Source organism: Azospirillum canadense (assembly GCF_025961225.1).
Classification (GTDB): domain Bacteria; phylum Pseudomonadota; class Alphaproteobacteria; order Azospirillales; family Azospirillaceae; genus Azospirillum; species Azospirillum canadense.
Window position 1 is genome coordinate 2,390,001 of the sequence record NZ_JAOQNG010000001.1, and the last position, 22,859, is coordinate 2,412,859.

Annotated in this window: 28 protein-coding genes, 1 tRNA gene and 1 riboswitch (1 of these 30 only partly in view); of the genes, 9 read left to right on the forward strand and 20 right to left on the reverse strand. The window is 68.9% G+C overall.

Annotation, left to right across the window (positions count from 1 at the left end; translation table 11 throughout):
- Positions 1-400, forward strand: partial view of an IS5 family transposase gene (locus M2351_RS11355; protein WP_264656175.1) — the 3' portion only. The gene continues 359 nt to the left of window position 1, outside the view; 400 of the gene's 759 nt are visible here — the last part of the coding sequence; the start codon falls outside the window, past its left edge; its stop codon occupies positions 398-400.
- 18 nt (positions 401-418) lie between these two features.
- Here the strand turns inward: M2351_RS11355 and M2351_RS11360 are convergent, their stop codons facing one another.
- Positions 419-757: an acyl carrier protein gene (locus tag M2351_RS11360; protein ID WP_264656176.1), complete on the reverse strand. Its 339-nt coding sequence runs from the start codon at positions 755-757 to the stop codon at positions 419-421.
- 115 nt (positions 758-872) lie between these two features.
- Between M2351_RS11360 and M2351_RS11365 the strand changes: the two genes are divergently transcribed.
- Positions 873-1,832: a DMT family transporter gene (locus M2351_RS11365; protein ID WP_264656177.1), complete on the forward strand. Its 960-nt coding sequence runs from the start codon at positions 873-875 to the stop codon at positions 1,830-1,832.
- Here M2351_RS11365 and M2351_RS11370 read toward each other — a convergent pair.
- The 4 genes from M2351_RS11370 to M2351_RS11385 all read right to left on the reverse strand — a co-directional run bounded on the left by M2351_RS11370 (position 1,780) and on the right by M2351_RS11385 (position 5,441).
- Positions 1,780-2,763, reverse strand: coding sequence for a potassium channel family protein (locus tag M2351_RS11370; RefSeq protein ID WP_264656178.1), 984 nt, complete (start codon positions 2,761-2,763; stop codon positions 1,780-1,782). The genes M2351_RS11365 and M2351_RS11370 overlap by 53 nt on opposite strands.
- Before the next feature lie 202 nt (positions 2,764-2,965).
- Positions 2,966-3,946, reverse strand: a complete 981-nt coding sequence (locus tag M2351_RS11375) for a CHAD domain-containing protein (protein ID WP_264656179.1) — start codon at positions 3,944-3,946, stop codon at positions 2,966-2,968.
- A 73-nt stretch (positions 3,947-4,019) separates the two neighbouring features.
- Positions 4,020-4,622: a 2-hydroxychromene-2-carboxylate isomerase gene (locus tag M2351_RS11380; RefSeq protein WP_264656180.1), complete on the reverse strand. Its 603-nt coding sequence runs from the start codon at positions 4,620-4,622 to the stop codon at positions 4,020-4,022.
- A gap of 105 nt (positions 4,623-4,727) precedes the next feature.
- Positions 4,728-5,441, reverse strand: coding sequence for a response regulator (locus M2351_RS11385; protein ID WP_209769704.1), 714 nt, complete (start codon positions 5,439-5,441; stop codon positions 4,728-4,730).
- A gap of 232 nt (positions 5,442-5,673) precedes the next feature.
- Between M2351_RS11385 and M2351_RS11390 the strand changes: the two genes are divergently transcribed.
- Both M2351_RS11390 and M2351_RS11395 read left to right on the forward strand, forming a co-directional pair.
- Entirely contained in the window at positions 5,674-5,859 is a 186-nt protein-coding gene (locus M2351_RS11390) for a hypothetical protein (RefSeq protein WP_264656181.1), read from the forward strand.
- 42 nt (positions 5,860-5,901) lie between these two features.
- Positions 5,902-6,207 carry a hypothetical protein gene (locus M2351_RS11395; RefSeq protein WP_264656182.1) on the forward strand — a complete coding sequence of 102 codons (306 nt, stop codon included), beginning with the start codon at positions 5,902-5,904 and terminating at the stop codon, positions 6,205-6,207.
- 20 nt (positions 6,208-6,227) lie between these two features.
- On the opposite strand, the gene M2351_RS11400 is transcribed toward M2351_RS11395, so the two are convergent.
- Complete coding sequence (locus tag M2351_RS11400; RefSeq protein ID WP_264656183.1) at positions 6,228-6,635, reverse strand: Rid family hydrolase; 408 nt, start codon at positions 6,633-6,635, stop codon at positions 6,228-6,230.
- A gap of 248 nt (positions 6,636-6,883) precedes the next feature.
- Here M2351_RS11400 and M2351_RS11405 point away from each other — a divergent pair, with 248 nt between their 5' ends.
- The gene (locus M2351_RS11405) at positions 6,884-9,046 is read left to right on the forward strand and encodes a DUF4139 domain-containing protein (protein ID WP_264656184.1); all 2,163 of its coding nucleotides are present in this window, start codon (positions 6,884-6,886) and stop codon (positions 9,044-9,046) included.
- Positions 9,047-9,291: 245 nt separating this feature from the next.
- Here M2351_RS11405 and M2351_RS11410 read toward each other — a convergent pair whose 3' ends face one another.
- From M2351_RS11410 to mgtE, 7 genes are all read right to left on the reverse strand, one after another.
- Positions 9,292-9,990, reverse strand: a complete 699-nt coding sequence (locus tag M2351_RS11410) for an NnrU family protein (RefSeq protein ID WP_264656185.1) — start codon at positions 9,988-9,990, stop codon at positions 9,292-9,294.
- 73 nt (positions 9,991-10,063) lie between these two features.
- Positions 10,064-10,537: a hypothetical protein gene (locus tag M2351_RS11415; RefSeq protein ID WP_264656186.1), complete on the reverse strand. Its 474-nt coding sequence runs from the start codon at positions 10,535-10,537 to the stop codon at positions 10,064-10,066.
- A 79-nt stretch (positions 10,538-10,616) separates the two neighbouring features.
- The gene (locus M2351_RS11420) at positions 10,617-11,060 is read right to left on the reverse strand and encodes a PaaI family thioesterase (protein ID WP_264656187.1); all 444 of its coding nucleotides are present in this window, start codon (positions 11,058-11,060) and stop codon (positions 10,617-10,619) included.
- A 54-nt stretch (positions 11,061-11,114) separates the two neighbouring features.
- A complete protein-coding gene (gene thiG / locus M2351_RS11425; RefSeq protein WP_264656188.1) occupies positions 11,115-11,900 on the reverse strand; it encodes a thiazole synthase in 786 nt (261 codons plus the stop codon).
- A gap of 89 nt (positions 11,901-11,989) precedes the next feature.
- Positions 11,990-12,199 carry a sulfur carrier protein ThiS gene (thiS, locus tag M2351_RS11430; RefSeq protein ID WP_264656189.1) on the reverse strand — a complete coding sequence of 70 codons (210 nt, stop codon included), beginning with the start codon at positions 12,197-12,199 and terminating at the stop codon, positions 11,990-11,992.
- Entirely contained in the window at positions 12,196-13,365 is a 1,170-nt protein-coding gene (gene thiO, locus M2351_RS11435; protein WP_264656190.1) for a glycine oxidase ThiO, read from the reverse strand. Before thiO ends, thiS begins: the two co-directional genes overlap by 4 nt.
- Positions 13,357-13,460, reverse strand: a riboswitch (TPP riboswitch). Its footprint overlaps the gene before it by 9 nt.
- Positions 13,461-13,504: 44 nt before the next feature.
- A complete protein-coding gene (mgtE, locus tag M2351_RS11440) occupies positions 13,505-14,962 on the reverse strand; it encodes a magnesium transporter (protein ID WP_264656191.1) in 1,458 nt (485 codons plus the stop codon).
- Between the two features lie 263 nt (positions 14,963-15,225).
- Between mgtE and M2351_RS11445 the strand changes: the two genes are divergently transcribed.
- Positions 15,226-15,528 (forward strand): STAS domain-containing protein, encoded by a 303-nt coding sequence (locus M2351_RS11445; protein WP_264656192.1) that lies wholly within the window; start codon positions 15,226-15,228, stop codon positions 15,526-15,528.
- Positions 15,529-15,607: 79 nt separating this feature from the next.
- On the opposite strand, the gene M2351_RS11450 is transcribed toward M2351_RS11445, so the two are convergent.
- Positions 15,608-15,694 (reverse strand) — tRNA-Leu (locus tag M2351_RS11450).
- Positions 15,695-15,872: 178 nt separating this feature from the next.
- Here M2351_RS11450 and lipB point away from each other — a divergent pair.
- Positions 15,873-16,526 (forward strand): lipoyl(octanoyl) transferase LipB, encoded by a 654-nt coding sequence (lipB, locus tag M2351_RS11455; protein WP_264656865.1) that lies wholly within the window; start codon positions 15,873-15,875, stop codon positions 16,524-16,526.
- 16 nt (positions 16,527-16,542) lie between these two features.
- Here the strand turns inward: lipB and M2351_RS11460 are convergent, their stop codons facing one another.
- The 5 genes from M2351_RS11460 to M2351_RS11480 form a co-directional block, all read right to left on the reverse strand.
- Positions 16,543-16,950: a hypothetical protein gene (locus M2351_RS11460; RefSeq protein ID WP_264656193.1), complete on the reverse strand. Its 408-nt coding sequence runs from the start codon at positions 16,948-16,950 to the stop codon at positions 16,543-16,545.
- 226 nt (positions 16,951-17,176) lie between these two features.
- A complete protein-coding gene (locus M2351_RS11465; RefSeq protein WP_264656194.1) occupies positions 17,177-17,494 on the reverse strand; it encodes an acylphosphatase in 318 nt (105 codons plus the stop codon).
- Positions 17,487-17,744: a 2TM domain-containing protein gene (locus M2351_RS11470; RefSeq protein WP_264656195.1), complete on the reverse strand. Its 258-nt coding sequence runs from the start codon at positions 17,742-17,744 to the stop codon at positions 17,487-17,489. The genes M2351_RS11465 and M2351_RS11470 overlap by 8 nt, the downstream gene beginning before the upstream one ends.
- Before the next feature lie 174 nt (positions 17,745-17,918).
- Positions 17,919-18,311 carry a hypothetical protein gene (locus tag M2351_RS11475; RefSeq protein ID WP_264656196.1) on the reverse strand — a complete coding sequence of 131 codons (393 nt, stop codon included), beginning with the start codon at positions 18,309-18,311 and terminating at the stop codon, positions 17,919-17,921.
- Positions 18,312-18,504: 193 nt separating this feature from the next.
- A complete protein-coding gene (locus M2351_RS11480) occupies positions 18,505-20,217 on the reverse strand; it encodes a long-chain-fatty-acid--CoA ligase (protein WP_264656197.1) in 1,713 nt (570 codons plus the stop codon).
- Between the two features lie 261 nt (positions 20,218-20,478).
- Between M2351_RS11480 and M2351_RS44925 the strand changes: the two genes are divergently transcribed.
- On the forward strand, positions 20,479-21,060 hold the full coding sequence (locus M2351_RS44925; protein WP_319801879.1) for a cold-shock protein: 582 nt from the start codon (positions 20,479-20,481) through the stop codon (positions 21,058-21,060).
- 11 nt (positions 21,061-21,071) lie between these two features.
- Positions 21,072-21,776 (forward strand): chemotaxis protein, encoded by a 705-nt coding sequence (locus M2351_RS11495; protein ID WP_264656198.1) that lies wholly within the window; start codon positions 21,072-21,074, stop codon positions 21,774-21,776.
- 29 nt (positions 21,777-21,805) lie between these two features.
- Here M2351_RS11495 and M2351_RS11500 read toward each other — a convergent pair whose 3' ends face one another.
- Positions 21,806-22,846 (reverse strand): serine hydrolase domain-containing protein, encoded by a 1,041-nt coding sequence (locus tag M2351_RS11500; RefSeq protein ID WP_264656199.1) that lies wholly within the window; start codon positions 22,844-22,846, stop codon positions 21,806-21,808.
- Between the last annotated feature and the right edge of the window lie 13 nt (positions 22,847-22,859).

The following is a 22,859-nucleotide window of genomic DNA, read 5'->3' on the forward strand; positions in this document are numbered from 1 at the left end:
GGGAACCAAGTACCACGTGGTCGTTTCGACGGATGGGCTTCCGCTAGCGGCGTTGCCCTCCGCGGCCAACGTGCATGACACCCGGCTCTTCCCCGACCTGCTCCGGTTGGCCATGGTGGTCTGCGCCAGGATCGCGCGCCTGTATGCGGACGCCGGATACGACAGCGCCGACAACCGATGGCTCTGCCTGCGTGAAGGCATCCAACCCATCATCCGCAAGATCGGCCAGCCGCACGGCTCCGGCCTCGGCCAGGTCCGCTGTATCGTCGAGCACGCCAATGCTTGGTTGCTCAACAACAAACGCCTGGATCGCCGCCATGACAGGAAGGGCGCCATCGTCGATGCGCTGCTCACAGCAGCCTGCATATTTGTGGTCGCGGCTCGCCTCGTGGAGTTCTGAAAACGGCCCCTTAATGGATCAGGCCGGAATAGCGTTGATCGCCCGGCAGCGGCCTTCGAAATCCGCCGTCACGAAGTCGGGCTTCTTGAGAAGCCCCCTCAGCCAAGCCGACAGCGTGCACAGGTCTTCCAGGCGCACGGCTTCGTGCAGGGTGCCTTCCGGAAAATGGATCTCGAAGGTTTCGGCGATGTGGTCGAGCACCTGTTCGAGCTGTTCGGCGCTGAGCCCGATGCCGCCGTCCAGAAGCGCGGCGCGCGTGAGGGTTTTTTCATCGACGCCGTATTCGTCGCGAATCAGCTTCACGATCCAGCGGAAGAGATGCATCCAATTGGTGATCCCGAGGATCGCGTCCGACATGCCCGGTTCCTCATTGCGCGAAAAGCCATGATAATCTGGCACGCATTCTTTGCAAATTCATTGCGTGAAAATGACGCTTCCGGCCGGCCCGGGGCGGGCTGGTAGAGTGCGGCGCATGCGTGCACCGTCCCTGAACCTCGCCCTCTCCATGACCCTGGTCGGCCTGTCGGTTCCGGCGTCGAAGGTGGTCGTGGCCCATGTCCCGCCGCTGCTGACCGCCGAACTGCGCTTCGCCATGGTGGCCTTGCTGCTGGCTCCCTTCGCCTTGCGGGGCGGGCGCGGGTCCCTGCCCGCCTCGGCACGGGATTGGACGAGCCTGTCGCTGCTGGCGCTGTTCGGCATGGTGCTGTTCAACCTGTTCCTGCTGTACGGCCTGCGCGCGACCAGCGCGGTCGCCGCCGGCATCATCACCAGCACCATTCCGGCGATGACCGCCCTGTCCGCCGCCGTGATCCTGCGCGAGCGGGTGTCGGGCGGCAGCATCGCCGCCATCGCGCTGGCGGTGCTGGGCATGACGGCGCTGAACCTGCGGCCGGGCGGCGGAGCCGAGCCACATGATTCGTTGGCGGGCGACACGCTGGCGGGCAACGCGCTGGTGGTGGGAGCGGTGGTGTCGGAGGCGCTCTACGGCGTCTTCGCGCGGCGACTCGGCGGGCGGGTGCCGCCGCTGACCCTGACCTTCCTGGCCAACGCCCTGTCGGCCGTGATGATGGCGCCGGGGGCGCTCGCCACGTCAGGTGGGTTCGAGCCCGCGCAGGTTCCGGCCTGGGTCTGGGTGCTGTTCGTGGCGTCGGGGCTGGCGAGCGGCTTGGTCGCCGTGGTCCTGTGGATGCGCGGGATCGCCCATGTGCCGGCCAGCCGGGCCGGCCTGTTCACCGGCCTGATCCCCGCCGCCGGCGTGCTGGCCGCGGTGCTGTTCCTCGGCGAGGAGTTCACCATCGCCCACGCCGCCGGGCTGCTGTGCGTGCTGTTCGGCATCGCGCTGGGCACCGGAGCGCTGCGGCTGCCTGCGCGGCCGGGCTTTACAGCGGGTCGTTCCGGTCGCGGCGATCGTGCGGGACCGCGTGGCCGATGATCGCGCTGAAGCCGAACAGCAGGAGCAGCACGCCCGTCACGATCTCGATCCCGCAGACCAGCCGGACCGCCCCCGTCACTGGGTGGATGTCGCCGTAGCCGACCGTCGCGAATGTGACGAGCGAGAAGTACAGGCCTTCCGGGAAGGTGAGGTCGCGCCGCACGCCGTCGACGATGAAGTTCGGCTCGATCATGAAACGGTCCATGATGGTGTAGAGCGCGCCGAACATGATGATGCAGAGCGAATAGAAAGTCAGGAAGGCGAAGGCCGGGAGCACCAGCCGCGACGCCTGCTGGAAGAATCCTTCGAACAGCAGACCGGCGTCGAGCAGGAAGATCGCGATGTCCCGCGCGACGAAGGCCACGATCGCGCCGATCGCCGTCATGGACAGCAGGAAGACGAATGTCAGCGTCTCCGGTGAGACGTCCCGGCCGGGGAGCAGGAAGGTCAGCGCGCCGACGCCCCAGACCGGAGCCATCCACAGGAAGATGCGGTCAAAATGCCCGCCGTCGCGCAGGCGGCGCGACATCACGATGGTCCGGATCGTGCCGGCCCGCCACCAAGCGCCGCTGAGGAAGCAAGCGAGCGGAATCACGAAGGCGATGGCCTGGACGTGCGGCTGGATGTCGTGGAAGTTGCTTTCCAGGAAGAAGACGAAGACGCAGGCGTAGACGCCGATGAAGTTCGCCAGCGCCAGGCTGAAGAACTGGCTGCCGGGAAAGAGATAGTGGAACGCCCCGACCACCAGGCCAACCGACCCCAGGAGAACGAAGGCGAGGTCGCCCGACACCGAACGGATCGACAAGGCGATCATGCCCAGCAGCAGCGCGGTCAGGACCGCCCCGCTGACCCAGGAATGGTGCGCGGCGTTGCGCGGCATGTGCGCCGGGCCGGCGGTCTTGGTCCGGCGGTCGGGTACGATCTGGTCCATGGGCGAATCGGGCTGGGGGCGAATCGGCTTGCGGCGGTTTATCCTTTATAGCGCCATGGGCTTTCCGTTTGGCAGGATTTTCGCGCGACGGGAGGCGGTTGCGCGCATGGTCACAAGCCGGCGGCGCAGTTTCTCCGCCTCAGGTTGAGCGCACCGCCACAGCCCTTTCCCATACCGGGCATCGCCCCCCGTCATGTCGCCGTCACGCCGCCGCCGGGCGGCTTGGCGCGGCCCCCGCGACCCGCCCAGCGCTGCCGGCCGGGACCGTCCCGTACCACGCCTTCCAATAGACGCCGAACCGGTCGATGACGTCGGACGGCCGGTCGGCGTAGAGGCGCATCCCGATGGGCATCGCCTCAAGGCGAAGCTCCCGGCAGCGACGGTCGACCAGGGCGGCCAGCGCCTCCGCCGTCGTGGTATCCAGGTCGCTGGAAGAGGCGATGTCGCGGAGCACCACCAGGTCGTGGTCATGCCCGACCAAGTCGCTCACCCGCTCCAGCTCGTCCGACAGGGCGTCGAGCGGCCCCGGCCAGAGCGGGCACAGGATGCGGGTGTGGTACCAGAAATACTTCACCTGCTTGCGCCAGTCGTGCCAAGCGTGGGCGTCGGATTCGGAATCGAGCGCGCGGAACAGGCGGCGGCCTTCGCGGTAGACCCGGTGCAGGCCGGGACGGAGCATGGCCATGCCCTTGCCGTTGCTTTTGCCGGAGAAGTGCCAAGCGGCGATCTGCTCCCGCGCGCCGTCCAGGCGCTTGGCGACATGGGCGGGCATGTCGCCCCGGTCCATCTGCTCCGCCTCGATGGCGCGGCAGCGCTCCACCAGGATGGCGCGCAGGCGGGCGAAGGCTTGGCCGTCGAGCTGGTCCGCGAAGTGGGCGGTCAGCTTGTCGAGCGACTCGATGATGGCTGCGGTGTCGCGGACGGCGGACAGTTCCCTCTGCGCGTCGCGGACGAACAGGTTCTCGCGCCGGTAGGCCTCCGCGCCGAGCGCGCCGCGCGCCAGCCGGAGCAGCGCGCGCAGCTTCTTGCAGGCCTTGCGCGCCTCATGCACGCCCTTGTGCCGGCCCATTTGCCGGCCCTCGCCGGACTCCGTCAGGGAGCGCGCCGCCTTGTCGAGCTGTTCGAGCGCGATGCGGCGGACGCCGTCGGCGACGGGTTCGTCCCGCCTGATGCAATAGCCCATGATCGTCCCCTCCGAATGACTGCGGCTGTACGACAGCCGCGGCCAATCGGAGGTTCCGCAAGAGCCCCGCCGCTCACCAGCCCCCGGTCGCGAGCCAGCGGTCGACCATGTCCAGCCGGTCCCAGCCCCAGAAGGGTTCCTCGTCCACGATGATGAAGGGGGAGCCGAAGACGCCGCGGTCGACGGCGGCCTCGTTTTCCGCGCGCAGGCGGTCCTTCACGTCCTGGTCCTGGAGCGCCGCAGCGATGGCCGTGCGGTCGAGTCCCTGGGCGCCGGCGATCTCCACGATGGTCGCAGCGGGGCCGATGTCGCGCCCCTCCCCCCAATGGGCGTGGAAGATGTTGCGGGCCAGCAGCTTCGCCTGCTCCGGGTGCTCGTCGGTCATCCAGTAGAAGGCGCGCGACGCCGCCACGCTGCTGGCGGGGGCCGAGTCGGGGTAGGTGAAGGGCGCGTTGGTCAGCCGCGCGATCCGGCCGACGTCGTGGACCAGATACTCGCCGCGCAGGGGCTGTTCGAGGTTCGGTTTCATTCCCGTCACTTTGAAGATCGCGCCGAGCAAGATGGGGCGCCATGTGACGGTGCGGCCATGCGCCGCAGCCAACTCCTCAATGCGGCGGCTGGCGAAATAGCCGTAGGGCGAGGAGAAGTCGAAATAGAAGTCGATGGGTTCGGGCATCCACGGTCCTCCCGGAAATGGCTTTCCGGAAAGGCTATCCCGCGGCGGCGGCCCCGTCCATCCGGCGGGAGGTAGGAACGATGCCTCCGAAGGGGCAGAGGTCGGTCAGACCGTCTTCACCTTGGCGTCGAAGACGTAGCCCGCCCCGCGTTCCGTCTTGATGATGCGCGGCTCCTTCGGATTCGCCTCGATCTTGCGGCGCAGGCGCAGGATCAGCACGTCGATGGAACGGTCGAACACCTCCGCCCCGTCCGCGCGCGTCAGGTCGAGGAGCTGGTCGCGCGTCAGCACGCGCTGCGGGCGCTTCACGAAGGCGGCCAGCAGGCCGAATTCCGCCTTGGTCAGTTCAACCTCGCGCCCGTCCTGGCCGCGCAGGCGCTGGGCGGTCAGGTCCAGCTCCCAGTTCGCGAACTGCACCACGGCGCGCAACTCGTCCGGGCTGCGGGGCGGCCGCCCCTCCCCCGACACGCGGCGCAGCACGGCCTTGATGCGGGCCAGCAGCTCCCGCGGGTTGAAGGGCTTGGTCAGGTAATCGTCGGCGCCAAGCTCCAGCCCGACGATGCGGTCCACGTCCTGGTCCTTGGAGGACAGGATGATGACGGGAATGTGCGATTCGGTGCGGATTTGGCGCACGAGCCCCAGCCCATCGCCGTCCGGCAGGCGCAGGTCGCAGACGACAAGGTCGATGGGGTCGCCTTCCAGCGCCACCTTCGCCGTCGCGGTGTCGGGGGCAGTCGTGACGCGATAGCCTTCCGACGCCAAATACGACGCCAGAAGCTCCCTAATGGGTTCGTCATCATCGACCGCGAGAATATGCATGCCCGATACCTCCCGACCCCTTCTTAACCCACTGTAGAGGCTACACGCAATCGGTTACAACCCCGTAACAGGCACGCGTCCTGCGACCCATGGGTGAATCGGTTGAAACATCCTGCACGTCGACCGAAACGAAACAGCAGGGTTCTTGAAATCTCGCGTTCACACGAATGGGTTTTACTCCGCCCCGCACCGAAACGCCGCAAACTCGCGGGAACGCCGGGGAATTGACACCATGTCCGTGATCGACCAGTGCCTGGAGCGGATGGCTCATCTCGATCGGGCCGATCGCCTTCTGAACGAGATGCGCGTCTATAACGCGCGCCAGCCCGTCCGCGAAGCGATGGCGCAGCACCGCGCGCTGCTGAACGAGGCGCGTCGCCACATCGAATCGGCCCGGTCGCTGACCGGCGAGGCCTGATCCCCGCATCCGGCGAAGCAAGACGTCGAAGGCAGTCCGCGCATGCACCCGGTCCACACTCCGCTGGCCCACACCCCTTGCCAAGGCTGCGATTGCGAGCGGCACGCCGACCGTCCGGCGCGGCGCTCCGTGCGCCGCCGGGCGCGGGAGCGATTCGGCATCGGGCAGCGGCGGGGCGGCGACGCCGGCCGGCCGGTGCCGGCCTGCCCGTCCCTGCACTCTTCCCTGCCCCCACTCCGGCCATCGACGCGCCCGGCCGCCGCCCAGTCCGCCGCCCGCCCCGAGGACTCGAACGGGCTCTGGCGTGCGATGATGAACCGCTGGCTGCCGGTGGACCCGGCTGACTGATCGGGCCATTGCCATTGCGGTCATCGCCGCGCGGTGACCTCGATCTCGATCTTCATGCGCGGATCAGCCAGCGGGCACTCGATGGTGGTGCTGGCCGGCTGGATGTCGCGGAACTGTTCCGCCAGGATCGGGGCGACCCGCGCGAAATCGGCGGCGTCCGCCAGATACACCCGCACCCGCACCACGTCGGCCAAGTCCGCATCCGCCCGGCGCAGGATCGCGCGGATGTTGCGCATGGTCTGGCGGGTCTGCTCCGCCACGTCGTCCGGCATGGCCCCGCCGTCCTGGTCGTATCCGGCCGTGCCGGGAATGAACACCCACCGCCCATTCACCAACGTTCGGGCCACCAAAGCGCGGGCGAATCCGCCGGCAACCCCGAAGGCACCGTCAAGAGGCGCGGTACCGGATGGATCCTTGAATTGCCCCATGCTGTTTCCCCCCGAATGCGGCACCGGGTGCGGCGTTATCGTTTTTGTCGCTTACGAACAGCATGACACAATCGTCGGCGCGGGCCAGCGTCCATTCGCCCTCTCTTTCGGCGAATTCCACGGAGTCACCGCAGCTTTCGGCCGTGCGGACCTTCCGGAACGTCATAGGCCCCCACCGCCCCATTCTTTCCCAATTGGGAGCGTAAGCCGGGCCTTGGAGGAGTTCTGTCCATCACGGGAGTACCCGCATGTCCGGGATCACCAAAGCCGCCGCTGCCCTGGCCGCCCCGCTGCTCGTCGCGTCCTACGCGGCCCTGCCCGCTTTCGCCGCGGATCCGCCCGCAAATGGGCTGACGTTGAAGCGCGTGCTGCTGTCCACCGGCGGCGTCGGCTATTTCGAGCATGAGGCGCGGGTGAGCGGCGACGCCGCCCTGACGCTGGAAGTGCGCCGCGACCAGGTGGACGACGTGCTGAAGAGCATCGTCGTCTACGACGACCGCGGCGGCGTCGGCACGGTCGACCTCGCCGGGCAGGAGCCGCTGGAGACCGCCTTCCGCGAGCTGCCCTTCACGCCGGACGACCTGACCTCCCCCACCGCGCTGCTGAACGCGCTGAAGGGGGCGGAGGTGCGCGCCGCCGGATCGCGGGAGCTGTCCGGGCGCCTGCTGTCGGTGACCGAGGAGGCCGTCCAGCTGCCGAACGGCGGCGGCGTGACGACGCGGCACCGCGTCAGCCTGATGACGGCGGAAGGGCTGCGCCAGCTGGTCCTGGAGGACACCGACTCGCTGCGCTTCGCCGACCCACGCGTGCAGGCGCAGCTCGACAAGGCGCTCGCCGCCGTAGCCGACTCGGCGGGCAAGGAGCGCCGGCGCCTGACCATCCGCACCACCGCGCCGAAGGACAACGCCGGTGCGGAGCGCACGGTGCGAGTCGCCTATGTGGTTGCCGCTCCGCTGTGGAAGGCCACCTACCGGCTGACGTTGCCGGAGGTTGGGGCCGGAGCGAAGACCGGCAACCTCCAGGGCTGGGCCGTGCTGGAGAACCTGAGCGGCGACGATTGGAATGGCGTGGAACTGTCGGTCGCCTCCGGCAACCCGGTGACCTTCCGGCAGGCGCTCTACTCCGCCTATTTCGTGAACCGGCCGGAGGTGCCGGTGGAGGTGCTGGGCCGCGTGTTGCCCAAGCCCGACGAGGGCGCCGTCGCCGCCGACCGCATGGCCAAGGCCGAAGCCCCGGCGCCCCGCGCCCGCACGGGCGGGGAGATGGCGCCGCCAGTCGCCATGGCCGCGCCGATGGCGCCCAGCATGGGCGCGGGCGCACCGCCGCCGCCGGCCCCAATGCCGATGCCGACCCCAACGCTGATGCCGCAGCGCGCGGCCGAGCCCTTCGCCGCCGAGAGCAGCGAGGCCACGGCGCAGGTGCTGTTCCGCTACCCGCAGCCGGTCACGCTGGCCAACGGCGGTACGCTGATGATGCCGATCGTTGCACGCGCGGTGCCGGCTGAGCGGCTGTCGCTGTACCAGCCCGGCACCCAGCCGCGGAATCCGCTGGCTGCGCTGCGGCTGACCAACGACTCCGCGGCCGACTCGGCGACTGATGCGCCAACGGGTTCCAACGGAAGCGGCCTGCCGCCCGGCGTGCTGACGCTGTACGAGATGGTTGGTGGCGCCCCAGCCTATGTGGGCGACGCGCGGCTGGCCGCCCTGCCCGCGGGCGAGAGCCGCCTGCTGAGCTTCGCGGTGGACCAAGCGGTGACCGTCGACCGGTCCGACCAGCCGAGCCGCACGCTCTCCCGCGCCAGCCTCGCCGACGGCGTGCTGCAGCTGACGGTGACGGAGCGGCAGACGACCACCTACCGGATCGCCGGCGCCGCCCGCGAGGACCGCACGGTGATCGTCGAACACCCGCGCCGCGCCGGCTGGGATCTGGTGGAGCCGGCGAAGGCCGCGCCGGACACGACGGCTGACGCCTACCGCCTGCCGGTCTCCGTATCGGCCGGCAAGACGGCAACGCTGGCCGTGGCGCTGGAGCGCCCGCGGTTGGAGCGAATCGGCCTCGCCGACCTGGCGCCGGAGCAGGTACTGGCCTACGCCGCCTCCGCCGAACTGCCGCCCCCGGTGCGCGAGGCGCTGGGCAAGGTGGCCGCCCTGCGCATGACCGTCGGCGAGAAGGAGCGCCGCGTCGCCGATGTGGAACGCGAGCAGGCCAACATCGCCAAGGAGCAGGAACGGCTGCGCCAGAACCTGTCCACGCTGCCGCGCGACAGCGACCTGTTCAAGCGGACCATCGGCAAGATGGGCGAGCAGGAAACCCGACTCGATGCCCTGTCGCGCGACCTCGGCGTTGCCCGGAAGGAGGCTGAGGCGGCGCGGACAACCCTGCGGGATCAGGTGCGGGGGATGAAGTTCTGAGGGTGGGTGTGGTTGTGTTGGGTGGGAAGTCGTCGCGTTGGGCCCCATCCTAACCCTCCCCCACCTTCGGCTCTCAGTGAACGCCAAAGGCGTTCGCCTGACGCCGTCAGCGCATGCAAGCATGCGCGAGAGGCGAGGGAGGGAACTCCGCCGCGCTTCCCTCAAAGCCCTCCCCCGCGAAGTGGGGGAGGGTTGGGTGGGAGCCCAGCGCAACCACTTTTCGCGCCCAACTCAACCACTCCCCCTCACACCGGCAACGGCGACACCCCGAACACCCACTGGTGCAGGTGCAGGAAGGCGGCGTAAAGCACCAGCGCCAGGATAACGCGCCACCAGCCGATCTCACGCCACACGAAAGTCTGACGGCCGGCCATAATGGCGGCGAAGGGAATGTTGGAGGTGCGGGCGGCGAAGCGGTCCCAGGCGGGGCCGAGGCGACGCGCCAGCTTGGCGTCGATCAGCGCGCTGCCGGCCAGCGCCAGGACGGCCAGCGTGCCGAACAGGATCAGCGCGGCGAGGTCGCCGTTGGGGACGATGTGGGCCAGCGCCCACAGGCCGACACCCCACAGGAAGGGGTTGCGCGTCACGCGCAGGATTCCCCGCACCGGGTCCTTCTCCCCAGCCAGCAACGCCTCCTGCCCGACGGCGGTCGGGTTCGGGGTGGAGAAGCCGGCGACGAGCAGCAGGAGCGACAGCGGGACGACCAGCAGCGGCACCCAGGCCTGCCAGCCGGCCACAGACCACAGCGGTTCGTAGGGGGCGTTGTTGTAGGCGGCACCCAGCCACCAGAAGGCCAGCGCGGAAATCAGCGAATAGAGGCCGAGGTAGGGCTTCTCCCCCAGCCGTGACGTCAGGGCACCGCGCAGCGGCGTGCTGGAGATGCCGAAATGCGTGATCAGCAGGAACAGGCCTGCCGCGGCGACGTGGGCGATGCTGCCGGTCATACGGGGCTCCCCGGTGGAGACGAACCCGCCCAGCTTACGCCAATCGCCGCCGCGGCACGCGGTCAGCGTCGGGTCACGCGCCCTTTTCGACCGTGGTGGCGCTGCAATAGGCCCAGTCCTCGCCCTGCAGGCCGAAGAACATGGCCACCGGCTGCTTGCCGGACCGGTCGATGACGACGCGGAAGCGGCTGCCAGTGCAGGCGCCGGCGGCCTGCTTCTGGTAGGGCAGCTTGACGTGCTTGGACTTTAGGCAGCCGTCGGCGACCTTCGGCGGGTTCGCCGGGCCGTCAACCTTCTTGCCGTTCAGGACCATGTAATAGTTGGTCGCCTGCCCGCCCTTCACGTCGGCCTTGATCTCGATCTTGCCGAATCGGGACTTGTAGAGCCCGGCGTCCTGCTCCCCGTCCGGCGCGCCCGGCGGGATGGTGCGGAAGGAGATGGCGGCGCAGGACGGCGGCTCCTTCTTCTGGGCGTGGGCCGGGCCGGCGAGGGTGAGGGTGGCGAGCCCGGCGACCAGCACGGCCCCGCAAAGACGCGACAGCGACATTCGAACCTCTTGTTCATCGGAAGACGGGACGGTAGACGCGACGGAAGACGCGACCGGATTACCCCATACAGCGGAACACTCAGGCGGGCGACTGACAAAAGACGGTCTGCTGCATGATCGCACAGTCCTTCTCCACCCCACCGTCGAGCATCGACACCTCGACACTGGTGACGGCCAGGGTGCGGCCGGCCTTCAGCACGCGGGCGCGGGCGATCATCACCTCCCCCTTGGCGGGGGACATCAGGTTGATCTTGAACTCCACGGCCAGCACTTCGCTGCCCGGCGACGTCAGCGACAGGGCGGCGTAGCCCCCGGCGTTGTCGGCCAGCGTGGACACCATGCCCGCGTGGAAATAGCCGTGCTGCTGCGTCAGCAGTGGGTTGAAAGGCATCCGCATCTCGCAGAAGCCGGGCTCCACGCGGGTCAGCTCGATGCCCAGGGTGCGGCAGATCGGCTGGCGTTCGAAGCTGGCGCGGCAGCGCGCCTCCCATTTGGGATCGCGTGGTTCGAGGCGCTTGGTCACGGAAGGGGCCTTTCCGGTTGTGGAAACGGGTGCGGCCCCTACCCTGCGCCAGCCTTACGTCCCGATCAAGCCAAGCTGAGGGCTGGACGGCTCCGCGAAGGCCCGCTTCGGCATCCGCCCGGCGAGGTGCGCCCCGCGGCCGGCGACCACCGCGTCGCGCATCGCCGCCGCCATGCGGACCGGGTCGCGCGCCTTCGACACGGCGGTGTTCAGCAGCACCGCGGCGCAGCCCAACTCCATCGCCAACGCGGCGTCGGACGCCGTGCCGATGCCGGCGTCCAGCACCACCGGCACCGGGCTGCGCGTGCAGATGGTCTCGATCGCGTGCGGGTTGCGGATGCCGAGGCCGGAGCCGATGAAGGCCCCCAGCGGCATCACCGCCGCAGCGCCCAGGTCGGCCAGCTTGCGGCAGGTGACCGGGTCGTCGTTGCAGTAGGGCAGCACGGTGAAGCCGTCGGCCACCAGCTCCTCCGTGGCGCGCAGAAGTTCCTCCACGTCCGGATAGAGCAGTTCGCGGTCGCCGATGACCTCCAGCTTGATCCAATCCACGCCCAGCGCCTCGCGCGCCAGTTGGGCGGTCAGCACCGCCTCCTTGGCGGTCAGGCAGCCGGCGGTGTTGGGCAGCAGCCCGACCCGACCGCCGAATCGGCTGGCCAGCACGTCGGTGAGGCTTTCCGAATAGCCGTCCAGGCTGATGCGCCGGATGGCGACGGTGGCAAGCTCACTGCCACTCGCGTCCAACGCGTCGAGCATGACCTGCTGGTTCGGGTAGCCGGCGGTGCCCAGGAACAGCCGCGAGCCGAGGTTGCGGCCGGCGATGGTGAGGGTGTCGGTGTGCATGGGAATGCCTCAGTTTCCCTCTCCCCCCTGGGGAGAGGGTCAGGGTGAGCGGGCGCTCGGAGGGCGGATGAGCGCTGTGCGGAGCGCTTTCACCCGCCCTGGACGGGGCGGATGATCTCCAGGGCGTCACCGGGGGAGAGCGGAGTCTGGTCCCAGCGGCGGGAGGGGACGACGGCGCCGTTCAGGGCCACGGCGACTCCGGGCGTGCCGGGGACGATGCCGCGGCCGGACAGGAGGGCGGCGACGGTGTCGGCGGAAAGGACCTCGTCGCTGCCGTTGACGCGGATGGTGCCCATCATGCCACCACTCCTTTCGGCTGGAAGCGGTCGAGCGCGAAGGGGCGGATCACCGGGTCGCTCTCGCCGGTCAGGATCAGGCGGGCGATCGAGTCGGCGGTGACCGGGGTCAGCAGGATGCCGTTGCGGTGGTGGCCGGTGGCGAGCACCAGCCCTTCCACCTCCGTAGGGCCGAGAATCGGCGCGTCGTCGCGGCTGCCGGGGCGGAAGCCGGCCCAGGCCTCCTCGATGGGCAGTTCGGCGATGCCCGGCAGGGCGCGCCACGCACCCTCCAGCAGGGCGAACTGGCCGCCGGCGGTCAGCCGGTCGTCGAATCCGCGCTCCTCCGTCGTCGCGCCGATCAGCAGGCGACCGTCCAGCCGCGGGATCAGGTAGGTGCCGGGCGTCCACACCACATGGCGCAACAACGGCAGGCGGGAGTCCATGCGCAGGCAGACCATCTGGCCCTTGACGGGACGGACCGGCGGGCGCGCGGGCGGGGGAAGTCCTTCAATGCCGGCGGACCAGGCACCGGCCGCCAGGACGATGCGGTCGGCCTCGACCAAGCGGTCGCCGACCCACAGGCCAACGACCTGGCCGCCTTGCCCCTCGATGCGGGTGACCGGGGCGTTCTCGTGCACCTCAACTCCGGCGCGCAGGGCGGCCGCGTGCAGGGCGGTGGCGAGCTTGCGGTTGTCGACCTGGTGGTCCTCCGCGCAATAGAGCGCGCCGGCCACGCCGGGCTGGAGGTAGGGCTCGCGCCGGCGCACCTCCGCCCCACTCAACCATTCCACCGGCAGACCGAGGCCGGCCTGGAGGTCGTGGAGGAAGCGGACCTTCGCCGCGTCGTCGGCGGTCTGCGCGATGACCATGGTGCCTTCGCGGCGCAGGTCCACGGACTGACCGCTGGCATCCTCAAGCTCCGCCGCGAAGACGGGCCAGAGCGCCTGGGAGGCGCGGGTCAGCGGCAGAAGGCTTTCCTCGCCGGGCTCCGTCTCCACGCAGGCGGCGAGCATGCCGCCGGCCGCATGGGTGGCGCCGCGGCCGGCAAGCCCGCGGTCGAAGACCTGCACGCGGCAACCGGCGGAGGCCAGCCGCCACGCGATGGACAGGCCGATGGCGCCGGCACCGACGATCGCGACCGAGGGGATGGCGACGGAAATAGGACGTGAAAATGCCGTGGATCGCATGCGGCGGCTCCCTTCGCTGGCATTATCCAGACAGGTTCGATGGGTGTGATCTCAGCCGCACGAGCGCATCCCGCGCGGCACCCCAGCCAATGCGACGATAATCCAAAACCACCTGTGGTTTGGCAAGCCCGAAATCAGCCTACAGGAGGATCGCGGCGGCGAGCCCCAGGAAGGCGAAGAAGCCGACCACGTCGGTCACCGTGGTCAGGAACACGGCACTGGCCACCGCCGGATCGACGCCCAGCTTGTCGAGCCCCAGTGGCAGCAGCGCCCCGAACAGGCCGGCGACGAACAGGTTGATGACCATGGCGCAGGCGATCACCACCCCGATCATGGGCGAGAACCAGATCCAGGCGATCAGCCCGACCGCCACCGCGAAGACCACGCCGTTGATTAACCCGACCAGCACCTCCTTCCCCACCACGCGGAACGCGTTGGAGGAGGACAGCTCGCGTGTCGCCAACGCGCGCACCACGACCGTCAGGGTCTGGGTGCCGGCGTTGCCGCCCATGGAGGCGACGATGGGCATCAGCACGGCCAGCGCGACGATCTGCGAGATCGTGCCCTCGAACAGCGAGATGACGCCCGACGCGATGAAGGCGGTGACGAGGTTGACGGCCAGCCACCAGACGCGGGAGCGGGCGATGTCGCCGATGCCGCTGAACACGCCGGTGTCGCCGACGCCGCCCAGCTTGCGGATGTCGTCCTCCGCCTCCTCGTCGATGATGTGGACGACGTCATCCACGGTGATCACGCCGATCAGCCGCCCGCCCGCGTCCACCACGGGGGCGGACACCAGCGCGTACTGGCGGAAGAGGTTCGCCACCTCCTCCTGGTCCATGGTGGCGGGGATGGTGTCCACCTCCTCCGTCACGATGTCGGCGATACGGACGGAGCGCTTCTGGCGCAGCAGCCGCGACAGCGGCACGGCGCCGACGACCCGGTGCATGGGGTCGACGACGAAGATGTCGTAGAAATCCTCCGGCAGATCGTCGGAGGCCGCGCGCACATAATCGATGGTCTTGCCCACCGTCCAGAACAGCGGCACCGCGACGAGGTCGCGCTGCATCAGGCGGCCGGCGGTGTATTCATCGTAGGTCAGGTTCTCCTGAACCAGCGCGCGGTCGGCAGCCGGCAGGTTCTCCAGCACCTCCCGCCGGGTCTCCTCGTCCAGGTCCTCGATGAGGTCCACCGCGTCGTCGGTGTCGAGGTCGGCGACCGCGGCGGCCAGCTCCTTCGGCTCGAACAGCCCGACGATCTCCTCGCGGAGGTCGGGGTTCAGGTAGCTCAGCACCTCGCCGTCGAAGTCGGGGCGCAGCAGGCCGACCAGAGCCTCGCGCTCGTCGTGGCCCAGCTGCTCGATCAGGTCGGCGACGTCGGCGGGGTGCAGTTCCCCAATCTCGGCGCGCAACGCCTCGCGCCGGTGGTCGCGCAGGTGGGCGACGACGTCCTCGACGAACTCCGGCTCGACGCCGTAGCGACGCTCCTCCTCGCCCTCCTCACTGAGCTGGTGGGGGCGGAGTTGATGAGGGCGTTCCGCCGCCCGTTGCGGCTCATCGTCCGGGATGCGATTCGGCTCCTGGGGGTCGGCGTGCATGGCGGACACCCTCCCTTAGCGATGGCAACGCGACGCGACGGCATGGCCCAGGGGCTGGCCGGCCATGGCGCACCGGGGTTTGCGGGTTGGGGGAGCCCCCGCGCGGGTCGTCGCCGGGGCGCCCACGAAATATAGGTGCGCCTCCGCTTTGTCCAGCATGGCAAACGCGGCCCGCGCGCCCGGCCCCTCCTTCGCGCAATGCTTGCACATGCGGAAAAGTTAGGGCACCCATAATGGGGTTCCCCCAGCCAGCGGACGGTCCGATGGAATACGCCTACACCGAGGTCGACGGCCAGGAAGGCATTCTGCTGTCGGGGCGCTTCACCTACGACGACAGCCCCAAGTTCCACGCCCTTCTGGCGGATTGGGACGTTGCCGCCCGCCCGGACGTGCATTTGGACCTGCGCTACCTGACGTTTCTGGATTCAACGGCCATCGGCATGCTGTTCATCCTGGCCAACCGCTGCCGCGACGCCAAGGGACAGGTGGTGGTCCACAACGCGCAACCCTATCTGGTGCAGACCCTGCGCCGCGTGGCGCTGGACCAGTACGTCACCTTCTGCTGACAAGGCAGCCAGACACGAAAAAGCCCGCTCGGCCGTTCGGCCTGCGGGCTCTTCGAACCATCCCAACGATGTGGGAGAGTGGTGCGGTCGAGAAGACTCGAACTTCCACGGCATCTCTGCCACAGCGACCTCAACGCTGCGCGTCTACCAATTCCGCCACGACCGCACGAGGCTGGTAGCACCGTTGACAGGATTGCTCTTGCCAACAGGTGGAGCGGGGGAATACCAGATCCCCAACGCCCGATCAAGCGGCGTCTCGCGCAGCCCGTCAAGAAAGTCTCCGTTCCGTCATGACCGCCCTGCCCCAGACCGACCCGAACGCCCCCACCCCCGTAACCGCCGGTATCGAATGGCGGATCAGCGACTCGCCCGTCCCCTACCCGGAGGCCCTGGCGGAGATGGAGGCGCGCGTCGAAGCCATCCGGGCCGGGACCGCGCCGGAACTGGTCTGGCTGCTGGAGCACCCGCCGCTCTACACCGCCGGCACCAGCGCCCGCCGGGAGGACCTGCTGGAGCCCGACCGTTTCCCCGTCTACGACGCTGGGCGCGGCGGCCAGTTCACCTACCACGGGCCCGGCCAGCGCGTGGCCTATGTGATGCTGGACCTGAAGAAGCGCGGCGCCGACATCCGGGCCTTCGTCCACGACCTGGAGGAGTGGCTGATCCGCACGCTGGCCGCCTTCAACATCAGGGGGGAGCGGCGCGAGGGCCGCGTCGGCATCTGGGTCGACAAGCGGCCCTACGGCGGCGTGCCCGGCCAGGAGGACAAGATCGCCGCCATCGGCGTGCGGGTGCGGCGCTGGGTCAGCTTCCACGGCGTCGCGCTGAACGTGGAACCGGACCTGTCCCACTTCTCCGGCATCGTGCCCTGCGGGATCAGCGAGCATGGCGTGACGTCCATGGTGGCGCTCGGCCACCTCGTGACCATGGAGGACGTGGACGCGGCGATGATCGCCAGCTTCGCCGAGGTGTTCGGCCGAGGTCCGGCGGAGGAATGATTGCAGGGCGGCGCGATCACTTCTTCTTGGCGGGGGGCTGGCCGTCGTTGAGGATGCGCAGGTCCTCGTTGGTGATGGAGATCACCGTGCAGCCGGTCGAGTCGCCGTTGCGGAACAGGTAGATCAGCTTGCGGTTGGCCTGCTTCTTCGGGTCGTACAGGTTCAGCCCGTGGCCGAAGGCGACGCCCAGCACGTCGCCCTTGAAGATGGCCCGGAAGCGCATGGGCATCACCTCCTGAAACTTCCGGGCGGCGCAGAGGTCGCTCAACGCCTTCTCGAAGCGCCCGGCCTTGCGCCAGTCCTGGGTGGAGCGAATCGTCACCCATTGCGGCGGGTACGGGTAGCGCACCACCGGCGGAGCCAATGGAAGATCGTAGCCGCCGGGCGGCACCGGCGCTTGGTGCCCGTCCTCCGTCCGGTTCAACGGGCTGTCGGCCAGCGCGGGGAGAGCCGCGAGGGCAACGAGGAGAGCCGTAAAATTCCGTATGGCGACCGACCGGGTCCTTTCACCACAGAGACACAGAGGGCACAGAGAGAACCGGAGCATCGTCGGCCGTTTGGTTGGGCGCATTCCGAACCAGCGCGTCACCAGAATTATCTCTGTGTCTCCGTGTCTCTGTGGTTAACAACCTCCATATCGACACCCTCCCTCACAGCGTCCCGCGCTGCTCGAACGGCAAGGAGCCCGGGTCGCGGGCGGATTCGATGGCGATGTCGCGGACGATGGCGGACGACGGGCCGCGGCGACAGGCCTCCAGCATGCGGTCCACGGTGTCGGCGGGGCCGGCGAACAGCGCCTCCACCGTGCCGTCGCTGCGGTTGCGCACCCAGCCGTCGAGGCCGAAGGCGGTCGCCGTGTCCACGGTCCAGCCGCGGTACCACACGCCCTGCACCTTGCCGTGGATGCGGGCCAGCACCGCCTTGCGTTCGGTGCGGTCCGGTCCGGGTTCGGCCCCAGGTTCAGCCATGTCCAGGCTCCATATCGTTCTTGCGCCCCCACCACCCCATGACGTAGGCCGCGTGGAGCGCCAGGGGGGCTCCCCAGGCGACCAGGGGGAAGAGGAACCAGGGATATCCGGGGTCCAGCACGGCGTTCACCGGCACGAGGACCACCATCGCCACGAAATAGGCGATCAGATGGTTGAGGAAACCGCGCAGGCGCCTTTTTCGTTCCGCATCACCGAGTTGATCAGCACCTTGTTGATCCGCGTCACTCAAATCCGGCCTCCGCGATCAGCAATCACACAGCGATCAAGCCGGGCCGCGGGGAAGGTGCGCACCGCCCCGGAAACCAGGCCCGACGGCCGGAATATCGGCCCTCCCCCGGCGCCTGTCCATCCTCGTGACGGCAAAGGGCGGCGGGCGGAATGATCGTCCGCCCGCCGCCGGTCATCACCAGCTGCTGTTGGAGGTCGAGAAGTTCAGGGCGCTGACGGTGTTGTTCTTGTCGTACTGCACCATCAGGGCCTCGCTCTGGACCTGCTTGCGCCGGTAGCTCGTGAACGTGTGCGAGTACAGCTGGCTCGACGTTCCTTCCGAACTCGAGGAGTTGGTCGTCGGGGCGCCCAGGACCTGCATCACCTGCGACTTCGGCGTTCCCTTCGGGAACATGGCGTTGACCGTGGCCTCGCTCGCACCGGACAGAACCATGGGCCCCTGGTGCTTGTCGGCCAACGCCCCACCGGGGTTGTACATGCTCTGCTCGTCGTACATCGGCACCGGGACGCAGCCCGCAACAGCGATGAAAGACGCGGCAAGGGCAACAAGGGCAATGGATTTCTTCATATCGGCACCCCCTATCCAATTCTTCACGAGGTTCGGACGCCCCTGGTCCCGCGTCGCGACTCCACAATTGGCATAGAAGCACCACTATCGATTTTTCACAACGATTTTACAGCTGTTTCCAGAGTAAAAACACCGCAACCGACCCGTCACTCTTGCGTTTGAACTCCGCAATGCTTGGCTGTGTGCCTTTTGATCACGCCGCACCCCCAGCATTGCCGCGGCGTTCCGCCTCCTCGTCCAGCAGGGCCTTGCGGGACAGCTTGCCGATCATCGTCTTGGGCAGCTGGTCGCGGAACTCGATCACCTTGGGCATTTCGATGGGCGACAGCTTGTCTTTCAGGAAGTCGATCAGTTCGTCGCGAGTCAGGGTCTTCCCCTCGTCCACGCGGATGTAGGCCTTGACCGTCTGGCCGCGGTATTCGTCGGGCAGGCCGGCCACCACGCATTCGGCCACGGCCGGGTGCAGATAGATCGCCTCCTCCACGTTGCGCGGGTAGACGTTGAAGCCGCTGCACAGGATCATGTCCTTGATGCGGTCCACGATGAAGGTGTAGCCGTCCTCGTCCATGTAGCCGACGTCGCCGGTGTGCAGGCGCCCGTCGATCAGGGTCATGGCGGTCTCCTCAGGCTTCTTCCAATAGCCCTGCATCACCTGCGGGCCGCGGATGCAGACCTCCCCCTTCTCGCCGGGCAGCAGGACGCGGCGCGGTTCCTCCAGGCTGACGATCTCGATCACCGTGCCGGGCAGCGGCAGGCCGATGGATCCTGCCTTGCCCGGCGCGGTCATCGGGTTGCCGGTGGCAACGGGCGAGGATTCCGACAGGCCGTAGCCTTCCACCAGCACGCAGCCGGTCGCCCGCTCGAAAGCCTGCTTCACCTCCACCGGCAGGGGCGCGCCGCCGGAGAAGCAGTAGCGGATGCAGGAGAGGTCGTAGTTTGCCAAGTGCCGGTGGTGGTTGATGGCGGTGTAGATGGTCGGCACCGCGGGGAACAGGGTCGGCCGCTTCTTGTGGATCGTCTGCATCACCTCGTCCAGGTTGAAGCGCGGCAGCATGACGATCTCCGCCCCGAACCGGATGCTGAGGTTCATCACCACCGTCATGGCGAAGACGTGGAAGAAGGGCAGCACGCCCAGCATCCGCTCCTCGCCCGGCTTGGCGCCGACGAACCACAGCCGGCACTGCTCCGTGTTGGCGGTGAGGTTGGCGTGGGTCAGCATCGCCCCCTTCGGCACGCCGGTCGTCCCGCCGGTGTATTGCAGGACGGCGATGTCCTTGGCCGGATCGACCGGCACGGGCTGCGGCCGCCCGTCGTTGGCGACCAATTGCTTGAAGGGCAGGTGCCGGTCGTCCGTGGGGATGCGCGCCACCTCCGCCCGCTTGGCGATTGGGAACAGCCAGTTCTTCGGGAAGGGCAGGATGTCCGCCATCGGGCAGACGACCAGCCGCTTCAGCCGCGATTCGGCCAGCATGCGGGCCATCTTGTCGTAGAGAACCTTGAGGTCCAGGGTGACCATCATCTCCACGCCGCTGTCGGCGATCTGGTGCTGCAGCTCCCGCTCCGCGTAGAGGGGGTTGAAGTTCACCACGATGCCGCCGGCCTTCAGCACGGCGAAGAAGCAGATCACGTAGTAAGGAGTGTTCGGCAGGAACAGGCCGACGCGCACGCCCTTCCCCACCCCGGCGGCCTGGAAACCCTTGGCCGCGCGATCCACCAGCGCGGCGATCTCCCCATAGCTGCTGCGCTTGCCCAGGAAATCGAGCATCGGCCGTGTGGCGAAGCGGGTCGCCGATTCGTCGAGCAGGGCCGTCAAGGGTTGCGCCGGCAGCGGCGCGTTCCAGTCCACCTCAGGCGGATAGCCGCGTTCCCAGAGATGCTCCGACAGGTTGCGGGCCGCTTCACCCATGCGCTTCTCCCTCGTCGTTCTTTGTGCGTCCTTTTTTAACCGGCGCCCCGGACGCGGGGTTTTGCGCCGATTGTAACCGCTCTTCGGGCGAAATGGTCCGCCAAGTTCGGGGCCGCAAGGCCGGCGGACGACCGCGACGGGCACCGCCGCCGGTGGTTGACGGAAAATTACGCTGGTGACCCTATTGTTGATGTGGCTAAATTCTTCGCGGCGGGCCCGCCGGCGGGAAGCACCGGGACGGATCGGCATCGCCGGAGCGGCATGACCGCGCGCGATGCCCTGGCCGAAGGATGTCAGCCCTTGTCCCGGTACGACCCAACCCCGCCCTTCTCCGGACCATCGCTCAGCGAAGGCGCCCGCACGCGGGCCACCGTCCGATGGTTCAACGCCACCAAGGGATTCGGCTTCGTGTCGCCGGAGGACGGGACGGGGGACGCCTTCCTCCACATTTCCGTCCTGAACCGCATCGGCCGGCATGAGATCGGCGATGGGGCGGAACTGCTGTGCCAGATCCTGCCCGGCGGCAAGGGCCCGCAGGTCGCCCACATCCTGGAGGTGGTGAGCGAGGGCGTGGTCGGCGGGGCCGGCCAGCAGCCGCCGGCGGCAGACCGGCGCGCAGCATCCACCGGGCCGGAGACGGAGGTCACCGGGACCGTGAAGTGGTTCAAGCCGGAGCAGGGCTTCGGTTTCGTGACCGCCGACGACGGCGCCAAGGACGTGTTCGTGCACAAGAGCGTGCTGCGCCGCTGCAACCTGCTGGAGCTGGCGACCGGCCAGCGCGTGCACCTGCGGGTGCGGGAGGCGCCGAAGGGCCGCGAGGCCTCCTGGGTCGTCCTGCTGTAGGGCCGGCCGTCATGACGCGGCGCGGACTGACGCCCTTCCAGCAAACCGGCGGCGATTTTGCCGGAAACGCCGACCGGCGCGCCCCCAGGGCGGATGGGCTGCGGGCGGATGGGCTGCGGGCGGATGGGCTGCGGGCGGACGGCAGCTTCTTCGATCCGGAGTTCCAGGCCTATGTGGTGTCGGTGGTGCTGGGGCATCACCGCATCTCCAGCCGCGCCGACGACATGCTGGTGACCACGCTGGGATCCTGCGTCGCCGCTTGCATCCACGACCCCGTGGCGCGGGTCGGCGGCATGAACCATTTCCTGCTGCCGGGCTCGCCGGTCGGGGACGGATTCGGCGTCGCCACCCGCTACGGCAGCGTGGCGATGGAGCGGCTGATCAACGATCTGCTGGCCCGCGGCGCGCGGCGCGAGCGGCTGGAGGTGAAGCTGTTCGGCGCCGCCCGCGTCATCGACACCAGCCTGGACGTGGGCGCCGCCAACCGGGATTTCGCCCTGGACTACGTGCGGCGGGAGGGGCTGGCGCTGATCAGCGAGGACCTGGGCGGGCCGACGGGGCGCCGCGTGCATTTCTTCCCGACCACCGGCAAGGTCTTCCGCCGCCTGCTGCGGCCGGAAACCGAACGCGAGACCGTGCACCAGGAGCTGGATTTCCTGAAGGCGCTGAAGGGCATCGCCGTGGAAGGGGAGATGGAGCTGTTCGACCGGGGGTAGGCGCGGGGTGATGGCCCAACGCGAGGACTTCACCGCGACCGCAGCGCGTCCGCAGCCTCCATCACCATCCATTCGGCCTGGTCGCCGTCCTCACCGTCGGTGAAGACGGCGATGGTCAGGGGGACCGGGCCGGGGACGTGGTAGGCCGTGGGAGTGCAGCCCGGGCCGCCACCGGTGTGGCCCCAGCAGGGGCCGGCCTGCGGGTCGCGCTCCACCATCAGGCCGAGGCCGTAGCCGGGCTCCACCCAGGGGCGGCCGCGCATCTGGCCGGGGACGGGCCACGACTCGGTCATGCGGGCGGCGAGGCGGGGAGCCAGCAGGTCGGTGGTGAAGAGGCCGTGCAGCAGGCGGGCGGTGTCGAGCGCGGTGGCGGCGACGACCCCGTGCGACACCCAGCCGGGGTGGTAGTGGCCGGCCACGGGGACCGGCGGGCCGTCACCGCCCAGGTAGGGGCTGGGGGCGAGATGAAGGCCGGCGAGGTCGGCGCGGGTCGTGGGCACGCACCAGTCGGTCAGGCCGAGGGGGCCGAACAGCTCCCGCTCCAGCAGGGCGGCGAAGGACAGGCCGGAGGCGCGCTCCAGCAGGCGCTTGACCAGCAGATAGCCGATGTTGGAGTAGGAGAATTGCTGTCCCGGCGGGGCGAAGGGTTCGTCGGCGCGGCAGCGGATGAGGAATTCGTCCTCCGTCCAGGGCTCCTCCCCGGCGCGGACGGCGGCGTGGTACTTGGGCATGCCGCCGTAATTGTAGAGCCCGGCCCGGTGCGACAGCAGGTCGGCCAGGGTCAGGCGGGCGGCGGGGGCGAAGTCCGGCAGCCAGCGGTCCAGCGGCGCGTCGAGGTCGATCGCGCCCTGCCCAGCCAAGCGCAGGGCCGCCGCGGCGGCGATGGTCTTGGTGATGCTGTAGGTCAGGAAGCGGGCGGTGGGAGGAGGAGGCGTTTCCCCCGGACGGGCAAGGCCGGTGGTCCAGGAGCGGTCGCCGGCGCAGACGGCCAGCACCGCGGTCCGGGCGGCGGTGGGGCCGGAGCCTTCATCGAGAAGGGGCGCGAGGCGCGAGGCGGCTTCATCAAACATTCGAACACCCTCC

Coding starts and splice junctions, on each gene's coding strand:
- M2351_RS11405 (WP_264656184.1), top strand. CDS start 6,884: ATGTCCGGGATCACCAAAGCCGCCGCTGCCCTGGCCGCCCCGCTGCTC.
- M2351_RS11395 (WP_264656182.1), top strand. CDS start 5,902: ATGCACCCGGTCCACACTCCGCTGGCCCACACCCCTTGCCAAGGCTGC.
- M2351_RS11380 (WP_264656180.1), bottom strand. CDS start 4,622: ATGCCCGAACCCATCGACTTCTATTTCGACTTCTCCTCGCCCTACGGC.
- M2351_RS11415 (WP_264656186.1), bottom strand. CDS start 10,537: ATGTCGCTGTCGCGTCTTTGCGGGGCCGTGCTGGTCGCCGGGCTCGCC.
- M2351_RS11370 (WP_264656178.1), bottom strand. CDS start 2,763: ATGGACCAGATCGTACCCGACCGCCGGACCAAGACCGCCGGCCCGGCG.
- thiS (WP_264656189.1), bottom strand. CDS start 12,199: ATGATGGGCACCATCCGCGTCAACGGCAGCGACGAGGTCCTTTCCGCC.
- M2351_RS11475 (WP_264656196.1), bottom strand. CDS start 18,311: ATGAAGAAATCCATTGCCCTTGTTGCCCTTGCCGCGTCTTTCATCGCT.
- thiO (WP_264656190.1), bottom strand. CDS start 13,365: ATGCGATCCACGGCATTTTCACGTCCTATTTCCGTCGCCATCCCCTCG.
- thiG (WP_264656188.1), bottom strand. CDS start 11,900: ATGCACACCGACACCCTCACCATCGCCGGCCGCAACCTCGGCTCGCGG.
- M2351_RS11375 (WP_264656179.1), bottom strand. CDS start 3,946: ATGGGCTATTGCATCAGGCGGGACGAACCCGTCGCCGACGGCGTCCGC.
- M2351_RS11400 (WP_264656183.1), bottom strand. CDS start 6,635: ATGGGGCAATTCAAGGATCCATCCGGTACCGCGCCTCTTGACGGTGCC.
- M2351_RS11390 (WP_264656181.1), top strand. CDS start 5,674: ATGTCCGTGATCGACCAGTGCCTGGAGCGGATGGCTCATCTCGATCGG.
- M2351_RS11360 (WP_264656176.1), bottom strand. CDS start 757: ATGTCGGACGCGATCCTCGGGATCACCAATTGGATGCATCTCTTCCGC.
- M2351_RS11495 (WP_264656198.1), top strand. CDS start 21,072: ATGACGCGGCGCGGACTGACGCCCTTCCAGCAAACCGGCGGCGATTTT.
- M2351_RS44925 (WP_319801879.1), top strand. CDS start 20,479: ATGACCGCGCGCGATGCCCTGGCCGAAGGATGTCAGCCCTTGTCCCGG.
- M2351_RS11385 (WP_209769704.1), bottom strand. CDS start 5,441: ATGCATATTCTCGCGGTCGATGATGACGAACCCATTAGGGAGCTTCTG.
- M2351_RS11480 (WP_264656197.1), bottom strand. CDS start 20,217: ATGGGTGAAGCGGCCCGCAACCTGTCGGAGCATCTCTGGGAACGCGGC.
- M2351_RS11410 (WP_264656185.1), bottom strand. CDS start 9,990: ATGACCGGCAGCATCGCCCACGTCGCCGCGGCAGGCCTGTTCCTGCTG.
- M2351_RS11445 (WP_264656192.1), top strand. CDS start 15,226: ATGGAATACGCCTACACCGAGGTCGACGGCCAGGAAGGCATTCTGCTG.
- mgtE (WP_264656191.1), bottom strand. CDS start 14,962: ATGCACGCCGACCCCCAGGAGCCGAATCGCATCCCGGACGATGAGCCG.
- M2351_RS11365 (WP_264656177.1), top strand. CDS start 873: ATGCGTGCACCGTCCCTGAACCTCGCCCTCTCCATGACCCTGGTCGGC.
- M2351_RS11465 (WP_264656194.1), bottom strand. CDS start 17,494: ATGGCTGAACCTGGGGCCGAACCCGGACCGGACCGCACCGAACGCAAG.
- M2351_RS11500 (WP_264656199.1), bottom strand. CDS start 22,846: ATGTTTGATGAAGCCGCCTCGCGCCTCGCGCCCCTTCTCGATGAAGGC.